Consider the following 17,183-nt stretch of genomic DNA (forward strand, 5'->3'; position numbering starts at 1 on the left):
ATCTTCCGATCACCATCCGTCATCTTGTGGTTATATGCCCTGAGACTAACGATTATATGCTTTCAAACGTGCAGAAACTATATTCCCGCAAAACTGAACGATAATCGTCAATGCAACAAGAATACTCACGACCCATAACATCATGGCAGTATTAAATCTTTGATATCCGTACCTGATCGCCAGATCTCCCAGCCCCCCTGCACCAACAACACCTGCCATGGCGGACGCACTGATCAGGCTAACCATTGTCACGGTCAAACCAGAAACCAGACCAGGCAACGCTTCGGGAATGAGCACAGAGCGCACGATTTTTGCTCGTGTTGCACCCATTGCGCGAACGGCATCGATTAATTCTGGACTCACCTCTCTTAACGACACTTCTGCAATGCGCGCAAAATAAGGGATCGCTGTGATGGAAAGAGGCACGATTGCAGCAGCGGTACCAAGCGCGGTCCCCACCACGAAGCGCGTAAAAGGAATAAGGATCAAAAGCAGAATAATGAACGGGACTGCTCTTGTCAGATCGACAACAAATCCCAAAACCCTGCCGATAGACCGTATAGGCCATAGCCCACCGGGTCTTGTGATGGTTAAAAGAATAGCGAGAGGCAAACCAAAAAAAACAGCGATCACGGCAGATGCGAAAACCATTTCAAGGGTTGCCAGAGTTGCTTTGCAAAACAGTTCAAAGATCTGAAGACGCATACCCGATGACCTCCAGTTCTTCGACATTTTGCGAAAGCCATTGAATAGCATGCTCATGATTATGCGATAAAGTCAGAACAAGGGTGTCGTGACCTCCTGAAGACTTTCCACGAATATCAGCCTGTAGGATAGAAGCCGTAATACCGAAAGTCCGATAGAGATCAGTCAGTAGTGTTGACGATAGCTCATTCTGCATACTGCCTAAACGCAAAACCGGCATAGCGCCCGAAAACGCCTTCTCGGTCACGAATGAGCGCAGGCAGTCAGCGAGATGTACCTGATCGTCATTGATGAAGGATCTCGTTAACGCATGATGGGCCTGCCCTTTGGCAAGGGCCTCGGTTGAAATATCTTCAACAATGTGTCCCTGATCGAGCACGAGCACTCGGTGAGCAAGGTTTCGTATAACATCCATTTCATGGGTAATCAGAACGATCGTGACGCCTAACTCTTTATTTATTTCTTCAAGAAGAGCGAGAATGGAGGTGGTTGCCTCTGGGTCTAGCGCAGATGTTGCTTCATCACACAAAAGAATAGCCGGATTTCCTGCTAGAGCTCTCGCTATTCCTACTCTCTGCTTTTGCCCTCCGGAAAGCTGTGTCGGATATTTTGTCTCCTGCCCTTCAAGTCCGACCAGTTGTATCAGCTTCTCTATTCGATAGAGGCGTTCTTTTTTAGGAATCCCTAAAATCTCGAGTGCAAGAGAGATGTTGCCTGTGACCGTTCGGGACTGCAGAAGGTTGAAGCTCTGAAAGACAAGACCAATACGCTGCCGAAGGGCTAGAAGATCACGCTCTTTAAATCTGCTTAGATCCTTTCCTTCAATAAAAACGTGACCTGTATCAGGCGTTTCTGCACCATTCAAACAGCGCAAAAGTGTCGTTTTTCCCGCTCCGGAGCGCCCTATAATTCCAACAATTTCGCCTGCCTGAACGGAGAAACTGACTTTTCCCAGTGCAATACGCCCGTCAAACGCCTTGGAAAGGTTTTCAACTTTTAGCATCTCATGACTCTTTCAGGCCTACAGATTTTCTAAATATTCCATGTTTCAAAGCGTCAGATCAGCCCGCAGATAGTAAAAGCCTCCTTCTTCGGACAGCTGCTGACTGAGCGTATCATAAAGATTGTTATTATAATCTGCTGTGAAAGAAGGCACCCGGCTTGGATGGGCATTTCCGACGTTGTTGCCACCCAGCGCCAGATGAAGCTGCGGGAGGACCTGATAGCCAACTTCCAGATTGGTGACGAAACGCGGACGATTAATCTGATGATAGAAATCTGTCGTCGAGAAAGCGTTGCTGCCGGAGACAAATGTCAGATTGGATGTCGTATGACCATAGCGGATTTCATGAACGGCCACATTCCACTTTCCGCGACGCCAGATCCCACCAAAAATCAGCTTATTGGCCGGATTTTCCGTTGACATCAAACTGATCTGCTGAGCATTCAAAACAGGTGTCCCCTCCCCTGTTCGTGCAATATCTTTTACGTTCGTATGATTGAAATTGACTGCTGCGTCCCAGTCTACTTTTCCGTATTGGCCGAAATCTGAAGAATATCGTGCAGTAATATCAAGACCCGTTGTCCGGGTATTGGCGCCATTTGTGAAATAATTCGTACTAACGGCAGATTCGTCTCCAGCAAAGCCGGAGGTATCTACCCCTGCGGCTGAGTAGGCTTCCACCGCACGCGCTCCAGAGGCATATCCTCCGTCAACAATGCGATGCTTGATGGAGATCGTATAACCGTCAACATTGATATGAAGCCGAGGGAGTGGATTCAAAATCATTCCGATGCTAAAATTTGTAGACTTTTCCGGTCTGAGCCCGGGAGACCCTAAAGCACGCGCAGCAGCTGAATTGGCTGCAATTTGACCCGTTGCATAATTGGGACTGGAGATAAACGCTGCGAAATTCTGTTCCGCAAGAGTAGGCGCGCGAAATCCGGTACTTGCAGTCCCCCGGAAGCCGATATAGCGATTAATGTCATAGCGTGTGGAGATCTTACCCGTTCGGGCGTTGCCAACATCATTATAATGTTCAAAGCGACCTGCCAGATCTACTCTCCAGCGTTTAACAATCTGCGTTGAAAAATCGACGTAGGCTGCGGCGACATGTCTGGATGCGTCAACAGCGTCTTCTGGCGTCTCGCCCTGATACCCCTGCGCTCCGCTCAGATAATACGATAAAGGTTCACCCGCCCCGATTGAATATGTATCGCGACGATACTCACCGCCAAATGCGATGTTCAACGGGCTGTAGAGAAAAGGGATGTCGACGCCCCGTCGAATGTCGAGATTATTCGTCCATTGCTGATTGGAGTAATTGCCAAGATAAAAACGAGAGGGAGAAGACCCTGTTTCCTTGTAGGCATCGGCATTGGCGGAATTGTAATCAGCAAGGGTGTCATGGTCTCCGCCAATAGTGGAGCTCAAATCCCAGTCAAAGCCATAAAGTTTTTTTCCCCGAAAGCCGAGCGTAAAGCCGTAGTCATTTTCGGGCATGGTCTCAACAGGTTCAAAGCCATTCGGATACATGCCGGAAAGCCCGTCCGCTGCGGTTGTGCTCGGAGCACGGAGAAAGGCCCAACGCTCAGCGTCCCGGTGTGTAAATGTTCCAAAACCATAAAGCTCGATACTGTCTGTCAGATGATAACCAAAATTCGCTTCGATTGACTCCCTTGTCACCTGAGGCTGACCGGTTGCCAGATCATTGTTTTTGCCGGTTCGGGGATCAATGCCGGTTCTCTGGGTCCGATCCTGATGCTTGAATTCTGCACTGATATTCAGATACCCGCGTTGACCCAGTTTGAAACCTGCATTGAGATTTTCTCCTGTGGTAAAACCATCTCCCGCAGCGTATCCACCGTTTGTAGCCTGCATATGAATACCGTGATTATTGGACTTCAGAATGACGTTTATGACACCAGCGATGGCGTCCGATCCATATTGAGCGGCGGCGCCGTCCTGCAGGATTTCAATATGGTCGATAGCGGAGATGGGTAGCATATCCAGATCAACAGGGGTTGTACCCTGTTGAGACGAAGCATCGACTGCAATTGCTGCTGTGGTATGTCGTCTTTTACCATTCACAAGAACCAAGGTCTGGTCAGCGTTCAGTCCTCGCAGACTTAGCGCATCTATGACTGATCCTTGATCCGAGCCATTCACTTCTCGGCTAATAGATGGTGAGAGTTGGACAAGCGCTTCCCGGATGTCAGTCATTCCAGTCGCACGAAGCTGATTACCTCCAATAATCGTAATGGGGCTCACACTTCTTGCCGCAGTTTGAGAGGGATCGCGCGTTCCTGTAACAATGACCTGCTCCGGCTCCTCTGATTGAACAGTGTTCGTCCGGGAAGTAGAAACCGGTTTTTTAATAAAATTCTGCTTCTCAATTGATTTTTGCGTTTCCGGACCATCCTGACGGGGCTCGCTTTCAGCTGCAACCGCCGTCGAAAACGAAAGGCTGACCAAAAGTGGTGCCACGATATAACCACTACGCATAATAGTTTTTCAAAAGGTGAATTTCAATATTCGATTATGTCATAGTGTTTTAGGAGTCAAACAACATATTGCATGTGGATTTAATATATAATGCGATTTATGATGGCTATATATGTCATTGGCCCGTTCCTCCGGGCCGCCGCAAACCGACTTTGCTTTTATGGAAAGTCGTAGTTGAAAGTGATCAAACGCATGACGCAGAAGAAACTTTCCCTGCCAACCATCGACCTGTCACTTTGGAAAGATCAGAAAGCGCCAGATGATGTCTTTCTCAACTCCCTTCGAAAGGCCGCACACGCGTACGGATTTTTCTATTTAGAAGGTCATGGAATTTCAGCAGATCTGAATGCTGAGCTCATGATGCAGGCAAAGAATTTCTTTTCTCTGTCTCTTCCTCAAAAAGAGCAGGTTGCCATGATCAACTCTCCTCATTTCAGGGGTTATAATCATGCCGGCCGGGAACTCACACGAGGTAAAGCGGATTGGCGGGAACAGCTGGACATTGGCCCAGAGAGACCTGTCATTCAGGATTTGACGGGAAAGCCTGCTTATTTCCGTCTTCAAGGCCCCAATCAATGGCCCGAAACACTTCCACGTTTTAAAGAAGCAGTTCTGTCGTGGCAGGATCAGGTTCTGAGTGTTCTAAGACGCCTTCTTGAAACTCTTGCCCTCTCTCTGGGGCAACAGGCGAGCGCTTTTCATCCTGTCGTCAGCAACACGCCTTATCAGCTATTAAAACTGATCCATTACCCTGGTCGCCAGGATGATGGAAAGAAGCAGGGCGTTGGCGCCCATAAAGACAGCGATCTCCTGTCTCTGATCCTTCAAGACGATGAAGGCGGATTGGAAGTAGAACTGACAAACGGTGAATGGCTTCAGGCACCTCCCCAGCCGGAAACATTTATCGTCAACATCGGAGAACTGCTGGAAGTCGCATCTGGTGGATACTTCAAAGCCGCAGTTCATCGCGTAATCAGCCCCGCTGCCGGACGGAATAGGCTCTCTGCTGCGTTCTTTCTTGGTGCACAACTTGATGCCACGATGCCGACTTTCTCCTTACCAGACCCTCTCGCAGGCACCAGCAGCGGTATCACTCAGGACCCCGAAAATCCTTTGTTTTCCCAAATCGGACAAAACACCCTCAAAGGTCGCCTGCGTTCTCATCCCGATGTCGCTGCGCGCCATTACAACGATCTTTTCACTGCCGCTCCATCGAAAGATTTGCACCATGCATAAACGTTTCACGAATGCTCGCGCCCAAGGGAGCAATACTCTTCTCGATCGTCGGAAGCTTCTGATGATTTTAGCTGCCACGCCTATAGTTGTGTCATCAGCAAGAGCAGAATCAAAGCCTGTTCGGATTGGGATACTTTCGGGAGAAGACGAAGATATCTGGCACATCGTTCAGGACAATGCCCATGCTGACGGCCTGACGATTGAAATCGTTACCTTTTCCGAGGGCAATCCAATCAATGCAGCACTAGCGGCGGGAGACCTTGACGCCAACGCGTTTCAGCATGGCCCATACTTAGAAGCCCAAAATGCGGCCCTCGGATCCCATATTGTCCCGGTTGGAAATACTTATTTCGCACCAATCGGCTTTTATTCAAAAAAATGGAAGACGCTTTCCTCACTTCCTGACGGCGCAACTATTGGAGTTCCCGCTGACCCAACAAACGAGGGGCGCGCATTGAAACTGCTTCAGTCTCTGGGATTACTTAAAATTTCGTCTGACGCAGGAAATATGCCAACCGTGCTTGATGTTTCTGAAAATCCGAAAAACCTGACAATCAAGGAGTTGGACGATCCGGTCCTGGCACGCTCCCTGGCTGATCTGGATGCAGGCGTCGTGATTACAGAATGGGCCTACAAAGCAGGCATTAACCTTACATCGGAACGGCTTGCGCGAGAAAGTATGGAGAACAATCCATATATCAATTTCATCGCCGTCAACCAACCAGATGCCCATGCCACGTGGGTTCTGCCCCTCGTGCGGGCTTTCCAGAAACCGAACGTCCGCGCAAAGCTACTGGAAGCCTATCATGGAGCAATCATACCATCATGGACATAGTGACCAGAAAACTTAAAATCGACGATTAATCCATGCTTGATTTTCGTCACCTACTTCCAATCATACTATACCATCAAAATCGAGGATTCACGATGAATGGTGCGCTGTATTACTGAGCTTACGATATGAATTATTTCCTCTTCTTTTAAAGAATGACTACAGCCGCTTAGCGATCCCAAAATACATCTGAGGATGCCCTGCCAATCAGGCAGGGCAAACAGCGCCAGCCAGCCTCACCAACCAGTGTCCGCGGCATCTAATGATTATGATGCAAAAATACTAATAATATTCCTCTTATCTCTTAAGATTTAATTCAGTCCAACATCAATACCAGCGAATACACCAAACCCATCTCCAACCAATTCAGCTGCTGCATCTCCATTCGTAGATGTGTAAACGGGGACGACCCCCATTGCGTAATGCTTGTTAGCAAGGTTATGAAACTGGAGATAAACGCGGCGGCTTTTCTTTGGCCACAGATAGCCCACTGTATAGCTATAAATATGATATGGCGCAGTCCTTGCCCCGTTATCATAAGATGCGACGATTGAAGACGCGGCCTCAACATCAAATGTAGTATAAAATCCGTTCTTAAAGTCTGCGTGCAGTTCGCCCTGATAATAATGTTCTGGAACTCCGGGTAGGCGATTGTGACCGAAAACAGAATCATGGTTGTAATGAAAATCAGACCAAGTATAGGCTTGCATGTAAGTGATGGCATTCCCATTCCACTTAAACAGCGTACCGTTGATCCCTGCTTCGACGCCTTGATGTGTGGTGCGAGAAGCGTTTGTAAAGACCGCGCTGTTATAAAGCTGTGAATCTGCTGTCACTGCTGAAAGGAGCTCGTTATGGACGGCAGAATGATAGTAAGAGACGCTCCACCGCTGGCTCTTATACGTCCCTTCCGAGCCAATTTCGAAAGTGGTTGCAGTCTGTGGCTCCAGCTTCTGCCATCCCTCAGTCTGACCTTTGGCTAGACCTGATGTGTATTGCTTACCCGATAGAAACTGCCAGTCTTGGGCGGACTGAACGCTTCGACTGACATTGCCGTAAATACGTATATCAGGCGTGAATTGATAACGAAATCCGCCGCGCGGCGCGAAATTCAGTGGAGCCGTGCTGAAGTGGTTGCGAACGGGGTAGACTACCGACCCGGAACGGGGATCGTAACTCAAGCCCCCTCCTGCTGTAAGCCAAAAGTTTCTAAATACTTCAGTATTGTTGCTAACATGGAACACAGTGCTACTACCACCAAGTTTCTGCTTGGTGAGGAGTGTGCCTACCGGCACATTCGGATAGGCAGCTTGGCGACGAACAAGATTCATAAAATCGCTACCAGGTAGGTCGCCTGTCGCGTAAATACCGGCAGTTGTATCCGATTTATGACCAAATACTCTATCATTCCTTGAATATTTTATATTTCCGCTAAGGTAAAAATTGTTATAAATCGATGCAGTATTACCAAGCTGGTGATCCATTGGTGCATCAATGTAGGTAGCTCCAATTACGAGCCGAGAAGCATCGTCGATCCGGATGGTTGTCCGGTTACCAAAATACTTTGTTCCTGGTTCGATCGTATAAGTTCCCCAAGTATTATAAGGATATTGTGCCTGTTTTGGATTGTCTCTGACCTGTGCACGCGTCAGGTAATAGGGATTGCCTTCATACGTCTGACGGTAACGGAAGAAGAAACGTGTGTCGACCGAGTCATTAAAGCGATAACCATAGTTGAAATTGATACCGAACGAGGTGGCTTTCGTCTGATCCTGGTAGCCTGAACGATATGAGTTAGTAACGCTAACGTAATAGTCAGACTTGCCAATTACTTTCCCGGAAGAAAGCTGCTCTTTCAGGTATCCAAAGCTGCCCGCTTCAACACGTGCCTGATAGGTTTTTGCGTCATAGCCGGTAAAACTATGAAAGTTGATGAGGCCCCCCAGCTGAAGTGAGCCACTCTCAAGCCCGTTACCTCCACGCAGCACCTCCGTATACTGAATGCCTAAAGGCTCCATGAGTTCATTGAATGAGCCAATAGGCGTGGTTGCAGGCAAATCGTCAAACAGCACGATAACACCGGCACGCGTCGCGTTTGCACCAACCTGAAGCCCTGATCCACGAATGGATAAGCGGAGATCGTCCGAGCCAGCTGGAGCCTGTGCATACACTCCCGGCTGGTAACTCAATAAATCGGCCGACGTTGCATTACGCTGCTTGAGAACCATCGCAGAGTCAATGATATTGGTACCGCCTGGAACTGAGAGCAGACGGGCTCCTGCCCGTCGGATTGGAGACAGTCTGCGAGCTGTAACGTTCAGGTTTTCGACATCCTTTGCATTTGCTCCTCCCATATACATGCCGCCCATGTCGTCATCCTCAGCAGATACGGTTTTTGTCGTCCTAGCCTCCTCACGCGCCTTGCCTGAGGAGTCTGGTTTCAGAGACTTTTGCACTCCCGTCTTAGTAGGGAGGGAGTTCGTTACATGATGATGATGATGATGATGACCTGACATACTCATGGACTGCGCAAGGGCAGTGTCTATACTCTCCAAGGATACTGAACTCCAAAGGAGAGTCGTTAGTGACTTCGTCAGTAATTTCTTAATGAACAGAGAATTATTTTTATCTTGATAAGGCATGTTTTATCCTGTCTTTAGGTGGGTGTTTTTATTATTTTTACATTCGATGCACTCTACATCGGTCCGAATTCGGCATACTGAAATTAATAATATTCACCTAAAAAATTCCTCACCATGACCAAGAGCGACTAGGCTTTGTCGCCGTAAAGAAATAAATTCTGGGTCATCACGAAAGCGCGGAAAGGATAGATTATTTTCAAGATCAAGAATGATTTCTGCGGGCCGTGATGAAAACACAAGTATTCTGGTCGCTAACAATAAGGCTTCTTCCACATCGTGCGTCACCAGGACCGTTGTGAAGGTGTGGCGTCGCGCAAGCATCAGCAACTCTTCTTGCATGGTCATGCGCGTTAGTGAGTCCAGTTTTCCGAATGGTTCATCCAACAGCAGCACGCGAGGACGATTAACCAGCACACGGGCAAGAGCCACTCGTTGCGCCATGCCACCAGAAAGCTCATGGGGATATGCTGCCGCGAAATCAGACAGTCCCACCATTTGCAGAGCCTGCAATACACGCTCTTTCTCTTTGCCGATCCCCTGTGCTTCAAGTCCGTAGGCGACATTTTCCTTCACCGTTCGCCACGGCAATAGCAAAGGATCCTGGAACACCAGCAATCGGCTAGGGTCTGGTCCGACAACGCGTACGTAATCTACGCCAATCTCCCCTCTTTTCGGCATTTCCAGTCCGGCAATCAGGCGCAGCAGTGTCGATTTTCCACATCCACTCGGCCCCAGCAGCGCCAATGTTTCTCCACTCGGCACGTCAAAAGTCACATTGCCGAGAACTGGTAATACCTGCGCATCATTGTCAAAGGCGTGTGAGACCGATCGCACCTGAACTGATGCCCCGGGAAAATCCTTCGTTTCCGAGGTGTTAGGTTGCGCCGCCCTTACCACTCGACTGTTTCCCGGTTCCAGCGCAGCAGACGGCGGCGTATTGCAAATAGTACCATTGTTACGCTCGAAAACAGGACCGACATCACGGCGAGAGCCGCGTAGAGATTAGCATAAGCTGCCCATCCCTGAGCCCATTGCAGGTACCAGCCCAGTCCGGCTTTTGCCCCTAACATCTCCGCTACAATCAGAACGATAAATGAAGCACCGAGCCCCATAAACAGACCAACGAAAACATTCGGCAAGGCTGCAGGAATTACAATTGTGCGAATGAGGAAGCCTTCCGATGCCCCTAGCGTCCGTCCTACATCGTACAAACGGGAGTCAACAAGTGCCACGCCTGATGCCGTCAGCACTGCAACCGGAAATGCCGTCGCCAACGCAATCAGAAAAACGCTTGCGGCCGTAATGGTCGGAAATATGAATAATGCGATTGGTAACCATGCAATGGACGGCAACGGTCCAAGCAAACGAATAATTGGATGCCCCCAGTATCTTGCCTCTGGCGACCATCCCATCGCAACTCCGACCAGAAATCCCGTTAATGATCCCAATCCAAACCCAGGAATAAGGAGCAACAACGAATGGACCACACTTTGTGCCAAACGTTCGGAATCTACCCTATAGACATCCAGTATTGCCTGAGGTGACGGAAAGAAAGGTAGAGGTAGCCACCCTGTCTTGGCGGTCATAACTTCCCATACCGCCACTGCCCCGCCTAATGCAGCAATCCGTCGTCCATGATGAGCCAAAGATGAGAAGCTGCTCATGTTGCCAAGCAGCACGGAGAAACCAGAGAAAATAATAATCATGATTTCACATGCTTCCAGCGACTGAGCCGCGGGAGTACGTACGTGGTTGGGGAATAATGCGGTTACCGAAAAAGCCGTTGCCCATGTGACAGCACTAATGACTCCTGGCCACCACAGACGAAAGACAGAATGTCCAGCAGTCGGTGCAACATTTTCGGCGGGGAACTGAGTTTTATCAAACATGCATCGGCTCCCCCTTGGTCACATCATCAACAATGTTCTGTGCGAATGCCTGTGGGTCGAGATCAGCACTCATGACGCCAATTGTTTTGAGTTGCGCCGCATAGAACGCCACTTCCGCCGCCAAGTCGTGTCCCACCGGATGCATGTGATGCGTCTGCATTCGCAAAACAGCAGCAATATCCTCTACAGGGGCCTTGATCGCTCCGTATTGTACAAAGGCCTTCGCTACCTCCATAGGATCGGCAACGCAGATTTCCGCTGCCTCTATCATGGCATCAATCATCGCCAGAACAGCCGAACGGTCTCGCCGCAACACCGTATTACTTGCTGCCACGACGCAACATACACGTCCCTGCCAAGGCGCAGCCAGGTTGGAAAGAATTTCCACCAAATCACCACCTGAACGTCGCTGCGCTGAATACATAAGAGGATCGGAATCCGCGTAAGCTTGAATATCCCCTCTCATTAACGCAGCCTCCAAGAGCGGCGCCGGATACACCTGCCACACCACGTCTTGTAGGGGATCAATTCCATTGCTTTTTAACAACAGTGCGAACGTGTTATATGCAAAACCTGTGGCATCCGCGATGCCGATAGTTTTGCCCCGGACGCTGGATATGTCTTTCGTTATCCCGGCGCGACGCGATCCAACCATGCGCATGCAGCCTCCGTGCGTGCCCGCCACCAGCTTCAGGTCAAACCCCTGCTCCAGCGGCCGCATAAACTGCATGATCATTCCCGCACCCGCATCGACTTTTCCGGTCGCGACCGCCTCCAGCAAGCTCGGCGTATCAGTCCAGTTCGTAAACTCGACCTTCAAACCGCGATCGCGATAAAGTCCGGTTTGTTCAGCCAGAATCATCGGGGCAACGCATGGTGCATTGACCGGGAGTGATAACCTGATGATACGCAGTCCATCCGCGGTGCGCGGCAGAGGATGAGCACCCGAATGCCGGGCTGCCAGGAGCGTTCCCCCGACGACACTAGCCAATCCTCCCAGGACCATAGCTCGGCGTCCCCATCGTGTATTTTGTTCGGGCGGTATCGGCTCGCGAATATCGTTGGACACTGGATTGGTCGGAGATCTGGACATGACGCGCCTTAGCTCCAAGGATGTAATGGCGGTCGGCGACCATTCAGGTAGTAGTCGCCAACAATTGCGTATTTCCACCTGACCGGATCATGCAGTGTGTGAACACGTGCATTCCGCCAAAATCGGTCGAGGCCCAAGGCGCGATTTGTAGAGGCAGTTCCAGCCAGTTCGAACAGACGATTTGTACTTTCGATGGCGATTTCCGTCGTCAGGATCTTAGCCTTTGCGGTAGCTATTTGAGCTGCAGCTACGGAATCTACGCTATTTTCATTTATGGCCTCATCAATTGCCCGTCCGGCTATGTCCAGAAGCGCCTTTGCGGCGCTCAATCGAACATGCAAGCCACCGAAAGCATGGATCGTATAAGGATCATCACTCGCCTTTTCGGCAGGGCTGTCGACCCAGCTTCGTGTGCGTGTACGAACAAAATTCTCAGTTGCTGCAATTGCTGCTTCCGCTATCCCTGCGTCGATCGCCGCTTGAATAAATTGCGAGATCGCACTGTCTGGCGTAGGCTTTTCGGGAAGATAGGCCTTCCACGCAGCAATAACTCTTTGCTCGGGTATCCGTACATTCTCGATCAAGACTTTACCGCTGCCTGTGCCACGCTGGCCGAAAGCTGCCCAGTCATTGATGACAGTCAGTCCGGGAGCGGTACGATCGGCTATGGTAAGCCAGCCTCGTCCTTCGTCATCCAACGCTACGATCTGAACCAGATCGGCGGCAATAGCCCCGCTCGCGTAGTGCTTTACGCCGTTAACGATTACGTCTTGCCCTTCTCTCACGAAAGTAGTTTTCAATTCCGAGACAGTTCGTGTACCAATTTCGGAGAACGCGTTTCCAAAGCGCTTTCCCCTCAGAATTTCGGCGAACAGATCTGCCTTTTGTTCATCAGTGCCGGCAGAACGGATGACTGCCACTGTAGCAAGATGGTTCTGCGTCAACTGTCCTATCGACGAATCTGCCGCCGAAATTACCTGGATAACGTTGCCGACTGTCACGTAGGATACTTCTGCTCCCCCGTAAGCGCGCGGAACGGTCATTCCCCAGAGGCCGGACGTGGAATAGATATCTAGTTCGGCCGCAGGAAACAAATCTTTACGATCGCGCTCCACGGCCCCCTCCCCAAGGCGAGTTGCGATATCCCGAGCGACTGCAACCGCCTCGGCATCATCGTGGATTACGTTTGCTACCGGTCTGACAGATGGCGGCGGAACAATGCCTCCATCGCCTATAACAAGAGATATGCTCATTAATTGTAATCCGTGTGGTATTACTTATGCGAAGAAATCAGAACGCTAGGGATTTTTGTCCCGCGTTACGGCGAATCAGGGCGCTATGCGGCGCATGAATGCGCCCACACAATGCATCCCGATGACATCGCTCCAGTGGATTACCCATGTTCAGCCCTGTATTTCCCGCGAGCGAGAGCAATTGTAGTGTTAGCTCCGCCGCGCCATCGATTACTTTTGTTTTGATGACCGCAGCCTCACGATCGGCGTCCTCTATCTGGCCAGCAGCAATATGAGTGGCATAGAGCTCAAGTAACATCTGGTTTTCATCCAGCGCCAAAGCGACGTTTCCGATGGCCTCCTGTACCGAAGAGAGTGTTGCCAAAGGTCGACCAAGATTTGACGGCACGCGTGTTTGTAGAAAATTCAACGTCCAATAAAAGCCTGCCCGTACAATCCCATCATATAATGCGCCTAAGAGGCCGGTATTCCACCGCATCATGTTCGTCAGTACCGGATGTGGTTCGGTGCCTTCAACAAGGGTTATAACGTTATTTGTCGGTACGACGACGTTGCACAACTCAACCTCGTGACTATGGGTTCCCCGCATACCGCTATGATTCCAGTTGCGGTGTACACTCACCCCCTCAGCTTGCGCAGGCACCAAGAACAATCCAACACGTGGCGTCGTCTCGTCAGTGCGCGCTCTGACCAGCAGCCATGTCAGTGCTGGGATACCAGTGACATAAGCTTTACGACCGCTGATGCGCCAGCCGTCCCCACGTGTCGCAACAGCCACAGTTTCGGGTAAACCACCATAAGAGGCAGAACCCAAATCTGGTTCTGCCAAAGCGGCATTAATCAAGCCTGGCTGACAGAGATTTTCTTGCTCAAGACGAGCCGCCATTGGCTCTGGCCATCCTGATCGATCTGCGATCGTAGCGTGTATCATATAATGATTCAGAATAATCAACGCGCTAGAGGCATCCCCCTGCGCCAGCATTCCAACAATTGTCTGCGCCTCCGAAAGAGACCCGCCTAACCCCGTCGATATCGTTCGGCTGGGAAGTGTAATCAGGCCTGAAGCGATGAAGTCAGAAATATTCTCAAACGGAAATTTACCATCTCGATCACATGCTGCCGCGCGACTTGCAAAAATATGGCGTAATGACGTTGCCTTTGCGAAGACATCTGCCTTTGCCTTAATGCTTTGTTTCGTTGTTGAAATACGAGGCACAGGAATTGAAAGCATACAAATACTCGCCGCACAATGTACTATTATCTGTAGTTATTGTTTGTATTTTATATGATAAAAATAATTATTCTTTCATAAATATATCTCATATATACGTTTAACTATACAAACAACTATTATGAATAGTTAATATAAAACTCAATAAATCATTCCTATTTTATCTCTTAAGAACTCTTCTTTTGCGTTGGAGGTGGAGTGTTCAAACTGGACTTGCTAAGGTTTTATGCCGATTACCTGGGCGTTTTGAGCTCGCATCGGGAGACATACGAGACCAAAGCGGTGACGCACACAGAAGAATTTTGCCAAGAACCGGTCCTAATTCCGATTATCGGACATCGGGTGTCGAAGTACAAAAAAGAGCTGCAAAGGTTTTTCCGATGTGTTTGCTGCGGGTGTTCGTCCACCGATAAAAACGCCCCCCGGGAAAAGACCATCCGATCATCTCTGCCTCTTTAATAAGAATAAGAAGCATTTCAATTCATACACGTCTGCAACCATCTTTAGGTGCCGCTGTCGGCAAAAGATGAGCGATAGCTACCATTAAATCACGCGCCAGGAGCCGGGCGCAACGCGGCAGTCACCGTCGAACAGTGTTCCACCGTGGGGCGCCAGTTCCGCCTCGACCAACTCAATGACGGGATGGACATCGCCATTCGTGAATAGTGTTTGGAAAGCCTTGTCGAATCTGTCCGCCAGCCCGGCATCTGTTTCTCGGAGCATGCGCGGCGCCCATTTTCCCGTACCATTCCAGCGTCCCCGACCGCGCAATGCGAGCTCTACAAGTCTGGGATGGAGCGAGGCACCGATCGCTATCACCTCCTGCAAAGTTCGATTGCCGCGAAGGTCATCGACTGCATCTGTTAATTCATAGCGCAGCGCATTCAAACCTGTGGACGATAAAGGAGGCGGCCCCTTTGCCAAAAGATCTGACATCTCTCTGCGCAGTGCCACGGCTTTGTCATGCTCTCGACCGATAATTTGGCCTTCTGCAATCATATTCAGAATACTGGGGCGACCTCGTGACATGTCGTCTTTGACGAACCAAGCCAACGTTTCGCGATCATGAACGAAAGCCTCGATGGGCATGTCTCCTACGACGAAGCTCTCTCGGTATGCGGCTTCGAGATGATCGTAGATGACAACGAGATCTATATCAGAAAGATAAGTACCTTCACCGCGCATGATCGAGCCCGCGACATAAGCGAAGGACGCCGCCTCATAGCGTGCCTGGAACACGCTTGTTGCTGTCGCGAGGGCTTCAGCCGGACTAGAAGAGTAACAGTCTGCCATGCGGAAGATCTTCGACGAGGTTCAGTAGGTAAGCAATAGAAAATAAATGACTGTTCTGTAGACGACACCGGTCAGACGATTGTCGTCGAACGCGTATTCGACTAAACAGGTAGAGAACGCTACGGATTAGCTTAGGGAGGGAGGACACATGACTGCATTTCGCCATTACCTCCACCGCCGTGGCCCTGTTTCTGCCCTGCGATAATTATTCGCAGGGCGGCCCCGCCTGACGCTGATTGCTTCGTGCCGGACTGCCCTTGATGCATCCGCTGACCCTTTGTGGGGTCAGTGCCTCAACAGGCTTGTTCATCATGACACTCGTTACCTTGCGCGACCTCGGTGTCGCGTCTCCGCGCACGCTGTTTCAAAATCTCAACCTTTCGCTCTGTTCTGATCAGCGGAGCCAGTAACGGAGGCGGCAAATCAACCCTGCTGCGCTGCGTCGCAGGTGGAGGGATCGAAGAACCCTTGATTGATGTGCTTGGCCGGTAATTTCTGGGTTTTGGCGATTTGATTGACGGTTTTTGCGATGGCGTCCAGTCTGCGTTTTGAGCAGATTGGGAGTTGTCTCTCGCTGGATGGCTATGCGCTCGCGTTCAATCTTTCGAGGAAGAGGAGGCGGCGCATATTGTAGACGATATTGGCGAGCCCGATCCTCATGGTGGCTCGACTGATACCGACAGTCCGGACAAACAGCCCTTTCTGGGTTTTGGCGATTTGATTGACGGTTTTTGCGATGGCGTCCAGTCTGCGTTTTGAGCAGATTGGGAGTTGTCTCTCGCTGGATGGCTATGCGCTCGCGTTCAATCTTTCGAGGAAGAGGAGGCGGCGCATATTGTAGACGATATTGGCGAGCCCGATCCTCATGGTGGCTCGACTGATACCGACAGTCCGGACAAACAGCCCCGTCTGTGACTTCTGATCGGCAAAGACATGCTCGACACGCGACCGGATAACGGACTTTCCGGCGTTGGATTTCTGGATATGCCTGGGCATAGGCTTGAGATGCGGCTTTTTCCTGTGAACCTTCGAGACAAAGCCCTGCTCCTCCATGAAGTCCTCATTCGCTTTTGAGCGATAGGCCGTGTCAGCCCAGACCGTTGAGGCCGTATTGGTTTTATCCAGCAGCCCCTCTCTCAATCGCGCGCCATCACTGGCGGCGGCATGCGTTGTTTTCCATTTCCGGATGAACCGGTATTTCCGATCGATGGAAACATGCGATTTATAGCCAAAGAACGGGATGGCGAGATCGCTGGAGGGCATGGTTCCATCATCCTGCCGCTTCGCCTTCGTGAACTTCAGTGTCCAGCGCGCATGACGATCCTTGTGCGACAGCTTTGCGGGTTTGTCCTGCCAGTCTTCAGGAATACGGCCTGCTCGCAGATCCGCTTTCTCTGCATTGGTGTTCCGCTGCTTCGGAGCCGCTACCAGCGTGGCATCCAGGATCTGGCCTGACATCGGCAAATACCCGGCGTTACGCAGGGTCGCATCAAAGCGGTTGAAC

General features: G+C 50.3%; 13 protein-coding genes and 1 pseudogene. 2 read left to right on the forward strand and 12 right to left on the reverse strand.

All coding sequences use genetic code 11. From position 1 onward, the window contains the following. Window positions 1-45: 45 nt before the first annotated feature. From KP707_RS16035 to KP707_RS16045, 3 genes are read right to left on the reverse strand one after another with little or no spacing between them, the layout of a single operon-like run. Window positions 46-705 carry a methionine ABC transporter permease gene (locus tag KP707_RS16035; protein WP_211510638.1) on the reverse strand — a complete coding sequence of 220 codons (660 nt, stop codon included), beginning with the start codon at window positions 703-705 and terminating at the stop codon, window positions 46-48. Next, the gene (locus KP707_RS16040) at window positions 686-1,708 is read right to left on the reverse strand and encodes a methionine ABC transporter ATP-binding protein (RefSeq protein ID WP_015074835.1); all 1,023 of its coding nucleotides are present in this window, start codon (window positions 1,706-1,708) and stop codon (window positions 686-688) included. The genes KP707_RS16035 and KP707_RS16040 overlap by 20 nt, the downstream gene beginning before the upstream one ends. Before the next feature lie 45 nt (window positions 1,709-1,753). Next, window positions 1,754-4,210, reverse strand: a complete 2,457-nt coding sequence (locus tag KP707_RS16045; RefSeq protein ID WP_211501684.1) for a TonB-dependent siderophore receptor — start codon at window positions 4,208-4,210, stop codon at window positions 1,754-1,756. Between the two features lie 192 nt (window positions 4,211-4,402). Here KP707_RS16045 and KP707_RS16050 point away from each other — a divergent pair, with 192 nt between their 5' ends. Further along, window positions 4,403-5,446 carry an isopenicillin N synthase family oxygenase gene (locus KP707_RS16050; protein WP_063905020.1) on the forward strand — a complete coding sequence of 348 codons (1,044 nt, stop codon included), beginning with the start codon at window positions 4,403-4,405 and terminating at the stop codon, window positions 5,444-5,446. Beyond that, window positions 5,439-6,281 carry a MetQ/NlpA family ABC transporter substrate-binding protein gene (locus tag KP707_RS16055; RefSeq protein WP_082872748.1) on the forward strand — a complete coding sequence of 281 codons (843 nt, stop codon included), beginning with the start codon at window positions 5,439-5,441 and terminating at the stop codon, window positions 6,279-6,281. Before KP707_RS16050 ends, KP707_RS16055 begins: the two co-directional genes overlap by 8 nt. A gap of 308 nt (window positions 6,282-6,589) precedes the next feature. Here KP707_RS16055 and KP707_RS16060 read toward each other — a convergent pair whose 3' ends face one another. The 9 genes and pseudogenes from KP707_RS16060 to KP707_RS16100 form a co-directional block, all read right to left on the reverse strand. Beyond that, complete coding sequence (locus KP707_RS16060; protein ID WP_252348922.1) at window positions 6,590-8,920, reverse strand: TonB-dependent receptor; 2,331 nt, start codon at window positions 8,918-8,920, stop codon at window positions 6,590-6,592. Window positions 8,921-9,013: 93 nt separating this feature from the next. Beyond that, on the reverse strand, window positions 9,014-9,817 hold the full coding sequence (locus KP707_RS16065; protein WP_211510640.1) for an ABC transporter ATP-binding protein: 804 nt from the start codon (window positions 9,815-9,817) through the stop codon (window positions 9,014-9,016). Continuing rightward, entirely contained in the window at window positions 9,811-10,626 is an 816-nt protein-coding gene (locus KP707_RS16070) for an ABC transporter permease (protein ID WP_249195478.1), read from the reverse strand. Before KP707_RS16070 ends, KP707_RS16065 begins: the two co-directional genes overlap by 7 nt. A 175-nt stretch (window positions 10,627-10,801) precedes the next feature. Beyond that, window positions 10,802-11,902 carry an ABC transporter substrate-binding protein gene (locus KP707_RS16075; protein WP_252348923.1) on the reverse strand — a complete coding sequence of 367 codons (1,101 nt, stop codon included), beginning with the start codon at window positions 11,900-11,902 and terminating at the stop codon, window positions 10,802-10,804. An 8-nt stretch (window positions 11,903-11,910) separates the two neighbouring features. Continuing rightward, window positions 11,911-13,155, reverse strand: coding sequence for an SfnB family sulfur acquisition oxidoreductase (locus tag KP707_RS16080; protein WP_211510643.1), 1,245 nt, complete (start codon window positions 13,153-13,155; stop codon window positions 11,911-11,913). 37 nt (window positions 13,156-13,192) lie between these two features. After that, entirely contained in the window at window positions 13,193-14,386 is a 1,194-nt protein-coding gene (locus KP707_RS16085) for an acyl-CoA dehydrogenase family protein (RefSeq protein WP_211510644.1), read from the reverse strand. Between the two features lie 543 nt (window positions 14,387-14,929). Further along, window positions 14,930-15,679 carry a nucleotidyltransferase domain-containing protein gene (locus KP707_RS16090; RefSeq protein ID WP_211510645.1) on the reverse strand — a complete coding sequence of 250 codons (750 nt, stop codon included), beginning with the start codon at window positions 15,677-15,679 and terminating at the stop codon, window positions 14,930-14,932. Between the two features lie 582 nt (window positions 15,680-16,261). Beyond that, window positions 16,262-16,390, reverse strand: a pseudogene (locus KP707_RS16095) (IS5/IS1182 family transposase); the annotation flags it as partial. Window positions 16,391-16,468: 78 nt separating this feature from the next. Beyond that, window positions 16,469-17,183: transposase (locus KP707_RS16100; protein WP_215769438.1), on the reverse strand; the 715-nt coding region annotated here is incomplete at its 5' end.

Source organism: Gluconobacter sp. P5E10 (genome assembly GCF_018812145.1).
In the GTDB taxonomy this organism is placed as follows: domain Bacteria; phylum Pseudomonadota; class Alphaproteobacteria; order Acetobacterales; family Acetobacteraceae; genus Gluconobacter; species Gluconobacter cerinus.

Bases quoted from the DNA above. Each gene is read 5' to 3' on its own strand.
- KP707_RS16055 (WP_082872748.1), top strand. From the start codon at position 5,439: ATGCATAAACGTTTCACGAATGCTCGCGCCCAAGGGAGCAATACTCTT.
- KP707_RS16050 (WP_063905020.1), top strand. From the start codon at position 4,403: ATGACGCAGAAGAAACTTTCCCTGCCAACCATCGACCTGTCACTTTGG.
- KP707_RS16070 (WP_249195478.1), bottom strand. From the start codon at position 10,626: ATGATTATTATTTTCTCTGGTTTCTCCGTGCTGCTTGGCAACATGAGC.
- KP707_RS16035 (WP_211510638.1), bottom strand. From the start codon at position 705: ATGCGTCTTCAGATCTTTGAACTGTTTTGCAAAGCAACTCTGGCAACC.
- KP707_RS16080 (WP_211510643.1), bottom strand. From the start codon at position 13,155: ATGAGCATATCTCTTGTTATAGGCGATGGAGGCATTGTTCCGCCGCCA.
- KP707_RS16075 (WP_252348923.1), bottom strand. From the start codon at position 11,902: ATGTCCAGATCTCCGACCAATCCAGTGTCCAACGATATTCGCGAGCCG.
- KP707_RS16090 (WP_211510645.1), bottom strand. From the start codon at position 15,679: ATGGCAGACTGTTACTCTTCTAGTCCGGCTGAAGCCCTCGCGACAGCA.
- KP707_RS16085 (WP_211510644.1), bottom strand. From the start codon at position 14,386: ATGCTTTCAATTCCTGTGCCTCGTATTTCAACAACGAAACAAAGCATT.
- KP707_RS16045 (WP_211501684.1), bottom strand. From the start codon at position 4,210: ATGCGTAGTGGTTATATCGTGGCACCACTTTTGGTCAGCCTTTCGTTT.
- KP707_RS16060 (WP_252348922.1), bottom strand. From the start codon at position 8,920: ATGCCTTATCAAGATAAAAATAATTCTCTGTTCATTAAGAAATTACTG.
- KP707_RS16040 (WP_015074835.1), bottom strand. From the start codon at position 1,708: ATGCTAAAAGTTGAAAACCTTTCCAAGGCGTTTGACGGGCGTATTGCA.